The organism is Nocardia sp. X0981 (assembly GCF_977089955.1).
On record NZ_OZ372435.1, the window covers coordinates 3,241,851 to 3,253,640 of the forward strand.

Sequence of the window (11,790 nt, forward strand, 5' to 3'; positions counted from 1 at the left end):
GAGCCGGGCCCTGCCGGTGAGCCGGAAGCCGCTTCGAGAAGGGGGCTGGACAAACCGGTGGAATCGATAACGCCACGGCTCGGGATCCCGTACGTAAAGTGTTCGCGGGAAAGGGATTCGAACACCGGGGGAGGTGGGGTACCCCGTGCAATCCAGGCGCGCGATCATCGTGGCCCGAAAGCATCTAGAGGAAGTGGCCAGATCCATCTCCTCGTTCACCTTCCAGCATGTGGCCGGTGCGAGCCGTAAGGCCGAGGTGGCGAGCGATACTCTCTCGGAGGCCGCCCGTGTTTACAAGCTGCGCATCAACGGTGAGATCCGGCTCGTGGTCGGCCGCCCCACTCGGCATCTCAAATCCGATGAAGAGGTCGCTGCCGGGCCGAAAGAATCCACCGGGCGGACCACCCCCGGCAGTCGAGAGGAAGCCGAGGCCATCAACCTGGTTCAGGATTTTCCGGAATACGGCGAGGTGCTCACCAACGTGACGCTCCACGACCCGCGCTGGCCGGCCACCGAGGGATGGGTCAAGATGAGCCAGACGGTCCACGGGGTCGAGATCCACTACGTCCGCAACCCGCTCACCCGTGAGGTCGCCGACTTCAAATTCAAGGATCGAACGGAGCCGGATAAATGAGTGAGGGCGACGACCTGCCCGAGGGTGCTCTCCCCGCGGGTACCCGTGTCAAGGTTGTCCACGACCCCGAGTGGGACGGTCCCTGGCGGGACGAATTCTACGGAACCGTCGACTACGCGCCGGAGCCCCCGGAGCCGGTGACGTTGTCGAGTGCCCGGCCCGGGGAACTGGTCTACTGGGTGCGGTTCGACGATTCCCAATTCGACGCCGACGGTGACGGCCCCTACCGGAAAGCACAGATCTGGGATCGCTATCTGCAGGTCGTGCGGTAACCGCCGGACGCGGTCCACATCGACACCCGCTCGGGTCCGCCCGCGGTGGTGATCACGCCCGCTGATCCCTCCCGCACACCGGCGGCGATATCGCTCGCCGGTTCCGGGCCGTCGGCCGGGGCGGGGTCGTGCTACCGGTCCCGGTACCAGATGAGGTAGTAGCGGAAAAGCGGCAGCCGGCGCCACCGCATACCCGGGAGAGCGCGCGCGGCGATCCGCCGGACCTGCGCGTACGTATGCGGGAAGTTCATCCGCACCGGTGCGGTGTGCTCCCAATAGCCGCGGGTGCGCGACAACACCTGATGCTGCGCCGCCCCGACGACGTCCATGGCGTAGTCGCCCAGCCGTGAGTTGCGGGCGCAGCCGATGACGACCAGCGCACCGCCCGGGGCGGTGAGATCGGCCAGGCGGCGCAGGCCGGTGGCCAGGTCGGGGAGATGATGCACGGTCGCGACGGTGGCCACGAGGTCGTAGTGCCGCTCGGGCAGCGGGGCCGACATCACGTCACCGAGTACCCAGTCGATATCGGTGCCGCTGGTGCGGGCACGGTCGAGAACCGCGGGATCGGTATCGATCGCCGTCACCGCAGACACCCGTGCGCGTAACGCCGTGGCGAGCAGCCCGTCGCCGGTGCCGACGTCGAGCGCGGTCCGGGCACCGGCGGGGAGGACATCGAGAATTTTCGAGTAGTAGTGCGTGTTGTGGTTCCAGCGTTCATTCGTATCGATGGACACCCGGCCACCCTGGCACGACTCGAGCGCGTGGGCGCGGCGGCGTGGGCCGGCCCAGCGCGGCGAGACCGCCGACATCGAGATCTCGCCCCTCGGCATCTAGTCGAAGAAGCTGTGAACAGTATTGATTCGACCCTGCTCTATCACCACGACGTCCCCGCCCGTGGCCGCTGAGGGGCCACCGGTATGAAGGTCGAGGAGCAACGGTGCGTATCGGAGAGCTGAGCCGTCTGAGCACCTCCTCGCCGCCGGACTGTCCACCGAGGACATCGCATACCTGCTGCCGTGCGCCACCGGGGAAGCCCCGGAACTCCCGGCTGCCCCGAGCTGTTGACGGCCATGCGGACCCGGCTGCGCCGCTTGGACGCTCAGCTGGAGGCGCTGGGCCGCTCCCGAAAAGCGTTGGCGCACTTTATCGACGAAGCCGCGCGAACCGCAGGCGAGACCTATGGCCCCTTCGGTACGCTCGCGCCGGAGCCGGCCTTGTCTGAGCAGACCGGCGGAACCGGCCGCCGACGCATTGCCATGACCCGTACCGAACACCTGCCCTGTATCGGGCCCGGGCGTCGGCGCAGCAGCATCGCACGGCGGAGCGGAGGTGGGGGTCGTGAGCCGGCCGGCTCGCGAGCGCCGGTCAGCCGTGCGGTAGGCGGTATGGGTGCTCACCGCTTTGCCGTGTCGGGTCGATGCTCGGTCGGGCCGAATCGTTCGAGCCCGGTGACGCGGAGCAGTTCGAGGGCCGAGGCGGTGGGGGTGACGGATGCGGCGGAGTAGACGAGGACGGTCTGGTCGGTTTCGGGTTCGTGCAGCACGTCGCAGTCGAGGGTGAGTGGCCCCAGTTCGGGGTGTGTGACGGTGGCGGTGCGGCTGCGCAGCCTACCGGAGCGGCCGGTTTGCCAGAGCTCTTCGAATTGCGCACTGCCGGCTCGTAAGTCGGTGATGAGCCGGGTGAGGTCCGCGTCCTGCGGGTACTTGGCGTGCGCGGTGCGCAGGCAGCCGACGCAGTCGGCGGCGTGGACCGTGGACTCCTCCGCCGTCATGGTGGGACGATCCGCTCCGGCGCCGAGGAATCGTTGCCGCAGCAGGTTGCGTTGCGCGGCCGGTAACCGGGAGAAGTCACCGAGCAGGGCCGCCGCGAGCGGATTCCAGGCCAGCACATCGGATTTGGCGGACAGCACGATAGCGGGCAGGTCCGAGACCCGGTCCAGCAGCCGCAGCACGCTCGGGCGCACCAACATGGGAATACATCTGGCATGCGGCGGTTCCGAGCCGGCGAGCCGGAAGACCAGATCACGGTCGGCCGCGGTGAGCCGCAACGCCCGCACCAATGCGCCCAGTACCTGGTCCGAGGGCTTGGGGCCACGCCCTTGCTCGAGCCGGACTATGTAGTCGACGCTGAGCCCGGCCAGCTGCGCGACCTCCTCGCGTCGCAGACCGGGTACCTGCCGCCGGATGCCGGCCGGCAGACCCACATCGGCGGGCCGGATGCGGGAGCGCGCGGTTCGCAACACCGTGGCCAATTCGGCTCTGTCCACCACCTCATCCTGCCGCAACCCGGGCGACACCGGGTGGTACCGGCAGTCCTACGCCTGATCGGCCCTGGAGACGGCGGCCGCCCGGTGTGACGCTACGAGACGTGACAAGATCGACGATCGCCCTGGTGACCGGGGCGAACAAGGGCCTGGGTCGCGAGACCGTACGACGTCTGACCGACCTGGGATGGGAGGTATTCCTCGCCGCGCGCGATACCGCGCGTGGTACCGCGGCGGTCGCGGAGCTGGCCGCCGAAGGCCGGCAGGCATGGTTCGTCCCGTTGGACGTGACCTCGGACGAGTCCGTCACCGCGGCCGCCGACCTGGTCCGGGCGCGGGCAGGACGACTCGACGTACTGATCAACAATGCTGGTGCGGCGGACCCCGGAACCCCTCCGGCCGATACCTCTCCCGACGATCTGCGAGGCGTTTTCGACACCAACGTTTTCGGGGCGGTCCGGGTTACCCGCGCCTTCTTGCCGCTGCTGCGAGCATCCACGCGTCCACGCATCGTCATGGTCTCCAGCGGTATGGGATCGATCGCCACCCTTACCGATCCCCGCTGGAAAGACCTGGTAACCCCGACACTGGGTTACCCTGCGAGCAAAGCCGCGTTGAACATGCTCACCGCCGTGTACGCGAGCGCGCTGCCGGATATCCGGATCAACGCGGTGGATCCGGGTTACACCGCGACGGACCTCAACGGCCACACCGGCTTCCAAACCGTCGCCGAGGGCACCGACGCGATAGTGCATCTGGCTACCATCGCCGCAGACGGGCCCACGGGCGGGTTCTTCGACCGCAAGGGAGAGATCCCGTGGTGAAGGCCGGAGCGATCGCGGCGGCGGCAGTGGTTGTCTCCCTGGTCTTGTTCATGATCACCATCGCAGCGGAGGACACAATGGAACAGCAGAATGTGGGCACGTCGACGGTGCTGTCCATCGGATTGCATCCCAGCGCCCTGGACTACAGCCGGTACCCGCATATCGACGAGGCCACTCTCACCGCGCGGATCCAGGCGGGCGAAGCCGCGCTACGCGATGCCGGATTCGACATCGTCTCCTGTCAGCTTCCCACCGAACTCGATGCGGCCGAGGAGAAACTGCGCGAATGCGTGGCGGACAGAACTTTCCGTGTCGCCATGATAGGAGCGGGTGTCCGCATGGCCCCCGAACACACGCTGCTGTTCGAACGCCTGATCAACACCCTCACCGATATCGCTCCCGGAATCCGCTTCTGCTTCAACCTCTCGCCCGAAACCACTATCGACGCCCTACGCCGCTGGATACGACCCGACGGCCACTGAGCACGAACCACCTCCCGGGAAACCGCGACCCCGCCGGTAGCGCCGATCGGACCAGGCGCCGCAGCCGGCGGCGCATTGTTTCCAGCATGGGGGTGCCATCTGCCCGCCAGGCGTCGTCGGTGATCGCTGGGCCGGCCGCAGGCGCAGGCGAGCAGATCGAAGTGCGGGTCATCGGGACGTTCATCGAGCCCTGGTCTTGATAAACCCGCAGGTAGGAGTTCTGCTTGGGCTACCATGGGCACCATGTCGCGGCCGGATGTACAGCACCCCGAACTCCCGGAGTACATGACCTGGGAGGAGCTCGCGGCCTTACCCGAGGAGATCGCCGAACGCATCGAACTCTGGGACGGTCGAGTGGTGTGGTTGCGGCGCGGTCCTCATGAGCACCAGGAGTTCACCAATCTGCTCTGGAGTGGTTTGCGGCGATGCGCGCGTACGGCGATGTCGGCCGATCCCGAGCAATGCTGGCGGGTGAGCACCGAGACCAATGTATTCTTCGGACGAACCGGGATGTCGGACTTCGTCACCCCGGACTTCATGGTCTACCGATGCATGCGCGAACCATACCGGTATGTGCGCTCCGATCGAGTCGTTCTGGTGGGCGAAGTCCTCTCGCCCTCCAATTCGGATGCCGATATGGAGTTGAAGAAAGCCCGCTACGCGAAAGCCGGGATCCCTTGGTATTGGGAGGTAACCCTGGCAACTCAGCGCAGCGAGATCGCTCATATCCACGCTTACACCCTCGTATCCAATGTGAATCCCCCCGAACCCGGCATCACAGTGCTGCATCGCGCCAACTACATCTTGGCGGGCGCTTGGTCGCCGTCCGATACGGGGTCGATCACGATCAACCACCCGTTCCCCATCACCATCCCCTGGTCCGAATTGGAGTTCTGATCGCACTCCGGCACACAACGAACATGCCGATTGTGAACGCCGGACCGGGAGGGGCCGCGCTGCTCGCGCGCAGAGGAAGATCGGCGGATGCGCAACTACAACGACGCGATCGATGCTGCTGCCTCCAAGCTCCGGGACATGCTGGACCGGTTTCGTGCGTTGGTGGACTGCGAATCGCCCTCGAACGACCGGCGTCTCGCCACTCACGTCGGCGCCGCACGTCCCATCCCATTCCGCGGCCTCCGCGCAGGTGGTGGAGAAAGCTTCCGAAGAGGGGCCGGCCGGGGTGTCCGGCCGGACCGACCGCGCGGTGGGCCGGTCGCCGAGCCGAGCGGTCTTGTTCGCATGGCCCGAGGGGGCGCCGGAAAAGCAGGTGCCGCCGTCGAACAGGACTTTCAGCGAGCAGCCGCGGCTGTTCGACGCGTACCCCGAGAAGGCTGGACGACCTCCCAGGCTGCTTCGATCATCCGGAAGGTCTCGTCCACCGCGGCCTCCGGGTCGGCCGCCTCGCGCGCCAGTGAATAGGCGTCGCTCACGAACCTCGCGATCGCCCGGCAGGCCGTGGTGGGCTGCGCCAGGTCGAGCTCGGTGGCGATGGCTGTCGCCAGGGATTCGGCATGGCGCAGCCGCATGGCTTCCTCGTATTCCCGCAGGGCGGGGCATTCGTCGATCATGCGCCAGATCGGGGCGGCGGCCTCGGACGCGCAATGCCGCACCATGGCATGGACTTCGCGGCGTAGCGCGGGGATGAGCGGTTCGTGCGGGGCCCGGTCGGTGACGGCCCGGGTGAGGCGTTGTTCGAAGTGGTCGTCGCGCTCGAATACCAGGGCCTCTTTCGAGGGGAAGTGGGAGAAAAGCGTGGTGACAGCCACATCGGCCTCGGCGGCCACGTCCCGGATGCCCACCGCCTCGTATCCGCGTTCCAGGAAGAGCCGCAGGGCGGTATCGGCGATCTTCTGGCGGGTCGCGGCCTTTTTGCGCTCCCGGCGCCCGGACGGCTCGATCATCCCGAAATGCTAGCAAACACAAAAATGTAACTGCTTCAAAAGGCTAACCGTTAGTGTTACGGTCGCCGGTATGCGGAAAGTGAGCTTCGCCGAGTTCGGCGGTCCGGACGTGCTGCGACTGATGGACGCCGAGGAACCCCACGCCGGTCCCGGGCAGATACGCATCGCCGTACGGGCGGCTGGTGTGAATCCCGTCGACTGGAGAATCCGAGAAGGTCAGATGCGGCAGGTCCGGCCGATCGAGCTGCCCGCCGGAGTCGGGCAGGACGCCGCCGGGGTGGTGGACGAGGTCGGGGCGGGCGTCGTGGGGGTCGAGGCCGGCGAGCACGTGTTCGGCGCCGGCTCGAGCACCTGTGCCGAGTTCGCCGTGCTGTCGGCCTGGGCTCGTATGCCCGAGGGCCTGACCTTCGAAGAGGCGGCCGGGTACCCATCCGTCATGGAGACCGCGCTGCGCATCATCGGCGAGGTCGGTGTGCGACCCGGGCAGACGTTGCTGGTCAACGGTGCGTCCGGAGGAGTCGGATCGGCGGTGCTGCAGATCGCCCGCGACCGCGGTATCACGGTGATCGGCACGGCCAGGGCCGCGAACCAGGACTATCTGCGCAGCCTGGGCGCCACCGCCACCACCTACGGTGACGGCTGGCTCGCGCGGGTACGGCAGCTCGGCCGGGTCGACGCGGCTCTCGATCTGGCCGGTTCGGGCGTGCTCCGCGAACTCGTCGAACTGACCGGCGACCCGCGGAAAGTGATCACCATCGCCGATCCCGATGCCTCGGAACACGGCGTCCGATTCTCCGGCGTGGCCGGGAGCATGCCGGAAGCACTCACCGAAGCCGCCCGCCTCGTCTCGCGCGGAAAGCTCCACATCCCGGTGGAGAAGTCCTATCCGCTCGCCGAGACCGCGGCGGCGCATATCGACAGCCGGGCCGGTCACACCCGCGGGCGCCGGGTAGTGGTGATCTGAACCGTTACCGCGCCGTGTGCCGCGATGAGTTCCGGCCGGTTCGGGCGTCTGTTCTCATGACCGTCGTAGGACGTAGTACGACGCTGCCCCGCACGACACACTACGGAGGACACCATGACCGCACCGCACGAGCCGGCCACCGCTCTGCCCGGCCGCCCGCCTCTCGTCGATATGGCCACCTGGCAGATCGCCCGGGACGAGCTGCTGGTCCGCGAGAAGGCCCACACCCGCGAAGGTGACGCCCTCGCCGCGGCCCGCCGCCGGCTGCCGATGGTGGAGTTCGATCCGGCGGTCGAAGTGGTCGGCCCCGACGGCCCGGTCCCGTTCCTGAGCTTGTTCCAGGGCCGCGAGGAACTCATGGTCTACAAGCACATGTGGCACGACGACGCCCCGCATCAGGGGCAGTGCGAAGGCTGCACCACCGTGGCCTGGCACTGCGGGGACGCCGTCTACCTCAACGCCCGCGGTGTCTCTTTCGCCGTCCTCACCACCGGCCGCTGGGACGAGGTGGCCGCCTACGTCGACTTCATGGGCTACACCCAGCCGTGGTACTCGGTGCGCGGCCTGGACGAGCCGGTCGGCGGCAGCATGGGTTACCTCACCTGTTTCTTGCGCGACGGTGACCGCGTGTTCCTCACCTACTCCACGACGGGCCGCGGTATCGAGCCGGTCAGCGGTTCCTTCGCCTTGCTCGATATGACGCCCTACGGCCGCGGCGAGGCGTGGGAGGACAATCCCGAAGGATGGCCCGAGGGGCGCGATGCGTGCTGGTACTGGCGTTCGGACGCGAACGGCAACGCCACGTGGGGCCCGACCAGCCGTCCTGTACCGCAGTGGACCCGCCCCGGCGCGACCCCCGTGCAGACTCTCGGACGGCACGGCCCCCACCACTGACGCGCCAGCGGCGCGTGGGTGGGTCGGTGACCCGCCCACCGCCGCGGCGCTCAGTCGCGCGGGCCGCCCGCCACGTAGATCACCTGACCCGAGACGAATCCGGCGCCCTCGCTCACCAGGAACGACGCGGTATGCGCGATATCCTCCGGGTAGCCGACCCGCTGCACCGGGATCTGGGCCGCGGCGCCCTTCTGGAAATCCTCGAAGTCCACGCCGACCCGCGCGGCCGTCGCCGCGGTCATATCGGTGACGATGAAACCGGGCGCGATCGCGTTGGCGGTAACCCCGTACTTACCCAGTTCGAAGGCCAGTGTTTTGGTGAAACCCTGCATACCGGCCTTCGCCGCCGAGTAGTTCGCCTGGCCGCGGTTGCCCAGCGCCGACGTGCTGGACATATTGACGATACGACCCCACTTCTGCTCGACCATGTACTTCTGGGCGGCCCGGGTGAGCAGGAAGGCGCCGCGCAGATGGACGCCCAGCACCGTGTCCCAGTCGTCGACGCTCATCTTGAACAGCAGGTTGTCGCGCAGCACGCCCGCGTTGTTGACCACCACGGTCGGCTCGCCGAGTTCGGCGGCCAGCCGCTCCACCGCGGCGTTCACCGAGTCCTCCTTGCTGACGTCCGCGCCGAGCGCGATCGCTTTCCCTCCGGCGTCGGTGATCGCCGAGACGGTCTCGGCGCACGCGGATTCGTCGAGGTCGAGCACCCCGACCCCCATCCCGTCCGAGGCCAGCCGCTTGGCGATGGCCGCTCCGATTCCGCGGGCGGCACCGGAGACTACTGCGATCCTCTCGGCCATGAGTCCGACATCCTCTCGTGTGGTCGATTGTTCTTACGCCATCTAACAACGTAGGGACGCGCGGAGCGAGGGGTGGTCGGGTGCCCGTTACGGTGCGTGCCGTCGCACCGAGATCGCCCGGGCGGTGTACTGCCCCTGGGGAATGTTCTCGATTTCGGCGTCCACCGTGTCCCCCTCCCGCAGAGTCAGCACGTCGGGCCGCACCACGCTGGACAGATGGAACCAGGCGAGCGAGCCATCGGGCCGGGACAGCACACCTGTGCCGTTGCGAATGTTCCAGCGGTACACGGTGGCCTGTTCCACGAGTCGCTCCACCCTCTCGTCGGCTCGCAATTCACCTTGGTGTGGGATTTTTGCACTCCCTGGGCAGCGGTTCGCGCTCTATGCTCGAAAAATACCGATCACCAGCGAGTTTGGAATGTGATGACCACTCCTCAGCCCCCGTACGGCTCGTCTCCGGGACAGCCCTATCCGTCGCAGCCGAATTACGGTGCCCCGCCACCGCACGGGATGCCGCCGGCGCCCTACGGTGCCCCGCAGCCACCGGTTTCGCCCTCCGATGCCAAGACCTGGGCCATGCTGGCGCATTTCGGCGGGATCGTGCTGGGGTTCGTGGCGCCGCTCATCATCTGGGTCATGTACAAGGACCGCGACGAGTTCGTGCGCCGGCACGCGGTGGAATCATTGAACTTCCACATCATGCTGTCCATCGGCTATGTGGTGTCCGCGGTGCTGATGATCGTGCTGATCGGGCTGCTGCTGTTCCCGATCCTGTGGATCGCGGGCATCGTTTTGGCGGTCCTGGGTGGTATCGCGGCCAACAACGGCCGGGAACACAAGTATCCGTTCACGATCGCGTTCGTGAAATAGCGGAAGCCGGGCCGGCCCTCGTGAGCGGCCGGCCCGGCGGGGTGGCGGTACCGGATCGGCGCAGTCGTACCGGTGCCCGCCGCGGCACGTCAGGGACGCAGCACCGAGGTGAGGAATTCGGTCTGGTCGTAGACGGCCTGTTCGAAGACCTCGTCGAAATAGATATCGAAGTGTCCTGCGGGATAACGTTTGACCACCGCGTGTTTGGTGCGTTCGGCGGCGCGCAGCGCGGGTTTCACCGGGGTGACCGAATCGCTGTCGCACAGTGCGTACAGCACCGGCATCTTCAGTTCCTTCACCTGCCGCGCCGGACGGTCGAACAGGATCGGTAAGGCGGCGCGCGCGGGCACCTTCGGCCGGTAGGTGGTGCTCTCCTCGGCCAGCCGGCCGAATCCCGCCGGGACATCGGCGCCGCTCAGCATGGCCGTCGAATGTTTCCGGCCGGCCAGCCGGATCTGTACCGGCTTACGGAATATCGTGCCGAACACCAGGTCGGCCGCCGCCAGGGTGGTCACCTTGGCCATACTCACCGGTCCCTTCGCCAGCGCGGCCGAGAACCCGTTGATGAACGGCACCTGCGCCACCACCGCCGCGATATAGGCGTCGTCCGGGGCCACCGCCAGCGCGTGGCCGCCACCGAACGAGGTGCCCCACAGGGCGATCCGGGTGGCATCGAATCCTCGCAGCGTGCGGGCGTAGGCGATGGCGGAGATCCAGTCCTCCCGCTGCCGGGCGATGTTCACCAGCTGGCGTGGATCGCCGTCGCTGTCCCCGAAATGCCGGTAGTCGAAAACCAGTACCCCCATTCCCGCGGCGGCGAACCGCCGCGCGAACCTGTCCAGCCCCATTTCCCGGTTCGCTCCCAGCCCGTGCCCCATGATCACGATGGGACGGGGCTTGGGCGGACCGGCTGGTAGGTACAACCAGCCGGCACATTTCTGACCTCCCGAGGGGAAGCCGACCTCGACACGCTCCATGGATATGGACCGTAACGAATTACCGGCCCCGGTGGTTCATCCGGACGTGGAGGTGGCGGGCTCGCACCGGCCACCGTGCCGGAGCGGGAGTCTTCCGGCCCCTTCTCCGGTCGCCGGAGCAGCGCGAGCCCATGGGTACAGCCCCGGGCGGGACGAGGTCCTGATCTTCGCCGGCCGAACCCGGCGTATTGCGCACCGGCCCCGAACCGGACACGGCTGTCGATATCGGCGCGACCGTCTGCGATACCGATGTGCTCACCGTGCCGACCGGTGAGTGGGACTGGTCGCCGGAACGGCTACAGCGGTGGTGGAGTGGGTCCGGCCCGGGAATTGTTCGCGGCCTCGGCCGGGTGAGCGCATCCGGCGGCCGTGCCGCAGGGGTGGCGGGGAATCCGTACCGAGTATTCTGTTCCGGCGGATGAGTCGGCCGGGCGGTCGCGGCTCCGGGAACGGACACCGAATGGTGTCACGCCCGGTGCCGAGGAAAGTCCGGACTCCACAGAGCAGGGCGGTTGCTAACGGCAACCCGGGGTGACCCGCGGGACAGTGCCACAGAAAACAGACCGCCCACGGCCCGTGAGGGCCGTGCGGTAAGGGTGAAACGGTGCGGTAAGAGCGCACCAGCGCCCCGGGTGACCGGGGCGGCTCGGTAAACCCCGCCCGGAGCAAGGTCGAAGATCGCACCTCGCGGTGCGGTTGCGCAGGTGTTCGAGGGCTGCTCGCCCGAGCCTGCGGGTGGACCGCTCGAGGTACCCGGCGACGGTGTGCCCAGATGGATGGCCGCCGCCCGGTGCGAACCGGGCACAGGATCCGGCTTAGAGGCCGGCTCATCCGCCCCCCATTCGTCCCATGATTAGAACGGGTTACAACCGGTTGGAAACAGCAGGTCAAAACCCGTTTGTA

The 11,790-nt window shown here is 67.5% G+C and carries 14 protein-coding genes and 1 other RNA gene; 9 read left to right on the forward strand and 6 right to left on the reverse strand.

Features of this window, described 5'->3' with window-relative positions; genetic code table 11:
* Nucleotides 1-145: 145 nt before the first annotated feature.
* Together ACYR7D_RS14240 and ACYR7D_RS14245 are read left to right on the forward strand one after the other, a co-directional pair.
* Entirely contained in the window at nt 146-634 is a 489-nt protein-coding gene (locus ACYR7D_RS14240; RefSeq protein ID WP_459545062.1) for a hypothetical protein, read from the forward strand.
* Nucleotides 631-906 (forward strand): hypothetical protein, encoded by a 276-nt coding sequence (locus ACYR7D_RS14245; protein ID WP_459545063.1) that lies wholly within the window; start codon nt 631-633, stop codon nt 904-906. The genes ACYR7D_RS14240 and ACYR7D_RS14245 overlap by 4 nt, the downstream gene beginning before the upstream one ends.
* A gap of 131 nt (nt 907-1,037) precedes the next feature.
* On the opposite strand, the gene ACYR7D_RS14250 is transcribed toward ACYR7D_RS14245, so the two are convergent.
* The gene (locus ACYR7D_RS14250) at nt 1,038-1,640 is read right to left on the reverse strand and encodes a class I SAM-dependent methyltransferase (protein ID WP_459545064.1); all 603 of its coding nucleotides are present in this window, start codon (nt 1,638-1,640) and stop codon (nt 1,038-1,040) included.
* A gap of 659 nt (nt 1,641-2,299) precedes the next feature.
* A complete protein-coding gene (locus ACYR7D_RS14255) occupies nt 2,300-3,172 on the reverse strand; it encodes a helix-turn-helix transcriptional regulator (protein WP_459545065.1) in 873 nt (290 codons plus the stop codon).
* A gap of 101 nt (nt 3,173-3,273) precedes the next feature.
* Between ACYR7D_RS14255 and ACYR7D_RS14260 the strand changes: the two genes are divergently transcribed.
* The 3 genes from ACYR7D_RS14260 (at nt 3,274) to ACYR7D_RS14270 (ending at nt 5,372) form a co-directional block, all read left to right on the forward strand.
* Nucleotides 3,274-3,993, forward strand: coding sequence for an SDR family oxidoreductase (locus ACYR7D_RS14260; RefSeq protein WP_459545066.1), 720 nt, complete (start codon nt 3,274-3,276; stop codon nt 3,991-3,993).
* Nucleotides 3,987-4,475 carry a hypothetical protein gene (locus ACYR7D_RS14265; protein WP_459545067.1) on the forward strand — a complete coding sequence of 163 codons (489 nt, stop codon included), beginning with the start codon at nt 3,987-3,989 and terminating at the stop codon, nt 4,473-4,475. Before ACYR7D_RS14260 ends, ACYR7D_RS14265 begins: the two co-directional genes overlap by 7 nt.
* A 243-nt stretch (nt 4,476-4,718) precedes the next feature.
* A complete protein-coding gene (locus ACYR7D_RS14270; RefSeq protein WP_459545068.1) occupies nt 4,719-5,372 on the forward strand; it encodes a Uma2 family endonuclease in 654 nt (217 codons plus the stop codon).
* 395 nt (nt 5,373-5,767) lie between these two features.
* On the opposite strand, the gene ACYR7D_RS14275 is transcribed toward ACYR7D_RS14270, so the two are convergent.
* Complete coding sequence (locus ACYR7D_RS14275) at nt 5,768-6,379, reverse strand: TetR/AcrR family transcriptional regulator (protein ID WP_459545069.1); 612 nt, start codon at nt 6,377-6,379, stop codon at nt 5,768-5,770.
* Between the two features lie 70 nt (nt 6,380-6,449).
* Here ACYR7D_RS14275 and ACYR7D_RS14280 point away from each other — a divergent pair, with 70 nt between their 5' ends.
* Together ACYR7D_RS14280 and ACYR7D_RS14285 are read left to right on the forward strand one after the other, a co-directional pair.
* Nucleotides 6,450-7,343, forward strand: coding sequence for an NADP-dependent oxidoreductase (locus ACYR7D_RS14280; protein WP_459545070.1), 894 nt, complete (start codon nt 6,450-6,452; stop codon nt 7,341-7,343).
* Between the two features lie 114 nt (nt 7,344-7,457).
* The gene (locus tag ACYR7D_RS14285) at nt 7,458-8,237 is read left to right on the forward strand and encodes a DUF899 domain-containing protein (protein WP_459545071.1); all 780 of its coding nucleotides are present in this window, start codon (nt 7,458-7,460) and stop codon (nt 8,235-8,237) included.
* Between the two features lie 50 nt (nt 8,238-8,287).
* Here the strand turns inward: ACYR7D_RS14285 and ACYR7D_RS14290 are convergent, their stop codons facing one another.
* Both ACYR7D_RS14290 and ACYR7D_RS14295 read right to left on the reverse strand, forming a co-directional pair.
* A complete protein-coding gene (locus tag ACYR7D_RS14290; protein WP_459545072.1) occupies nt 8,288-9,040 on the reverse strand; it encodes an SDR family oxidoreductase in 753 nt (250 codons plus the stop codon).
* A gap of 87 nt (nt 9,041-9,127) precedes the next feature.
* Nucleotides 9,128-9,343: a hypothetical protein gene (locus tag ACYR7D_RS14295; protein ID WP_459545073.1), complete on the reverse strand. Its 216-nt coding sequence runs from the start codon at nt 9,341-9,343 to the stop codon at nt 9,128-9,130.
* Nucleotides 9,344-9,463: 120 nt separating this feature from the next.
* On the opposite strand from ACYR7D_RS14295, the gene ACYR7D_RS14300 reads away from it, so the two are divergent.
* Nucleotides 9,464-9,910, forward strand: a complete 447-nt coding sequence (locus tag ACYR7D_RS14300; protein WP_459545074.1) for a DUF4870 domain-containing protein — start codon at nt 9,464-9,466, stop codon at nt 9,908-9,910.
* A gap of 89 nt (nt 9,911-9,999) precedes the next feature.
* Here ACYR7D_RS14300 and ACYR7D_RS14305 read toward each other — a convergent pair whose 3' ends face one another.
* On the reverse strand, nt 10,000-10,887 hold the full coding sequence (locus tag ACYR7D_RS14305) for an alpha/beta hydrolase (RefSeq protein ID WP_459545075.1): 888 nt from the start codon (nt 10,885-10,887) through the stop codon (nt 10,000-10,002).
* Nucleotides 10,888-11,306: 419 nt separating this feature from the next.
* Between ACYR7D_RS14305 and rnpB the strand changes: the two genes are divergently transcribed.
* Nucleotides 11,307-11,721: RNase P RNA component class A (gene rnpB, locus ACYR7D_RS14310), an RNA gene on the forward strand.
* Nucleotides 11,722-11,790 lie beyond the last annotated feature (69 nt).

Bases quoted from the DNA above. Each gene is read 5' to 3' on its own strand.
- ACYR7D_RS14245 (WP_459545063.1), top strand. From the start codon at position 631: ATGAGTGAGGGCGACGACCTGCCCGAGGGTGCTCTCCCCGCGGGTACC.
- ACYR7D_RS14285 (WP_459545071.1), top strand. From the start codon at position 7,458: ATGACCGCACCGCACGAGCCGGCCACCGCTCTGCCCGGCCGCCCGCCT.
- ACYR7D_RS14275 (WP_459545069.1), bottom strand. From the start codon at position 6,379: ATGATCGAGCCGTCCGGGCGCCGGGAGCGCAAAAAGGCCGCGACCCGC.
- ACYR7D_RS14305 (WP_459545075.1), bottom strand. From the start codon at position 10,887: ATGGAGCGTGTCGAGGTCGGCTTCCCCTCGGGAGGTCAGAAATGTGCC.
- ACYR7D_RS14270 (WP_459545068.1), top strand. From the start codon at position 4,719: ATGTCGCGGCCGGATGTACAGCACCCCGAACTCCCGGAGTACATGACC.
- ACYR7D_RS14280 (WP_459545070.1), top strand. From the start codon at position 6,450: ATGCGGAAAGTGAGCTTCGCCGAGTTCGGCGGTCCGGACGTGCTGCGA.
- ACYR7D_RS14300 (WP_459545074.1), top strand. From the start codon at position 9,464: ATGACCACTCCTCAGCCCCCGTACGGCTCGTCTCCGGGACAGCCCTAT.
- ACYR7D_RS14290 (WP_459545072.1), bottom strand. From the start codon at position 9,040: ATGGCCGAGAGGATCGCAGTAGTCTCCGGTGCCGCCCGCGGAATCGGA.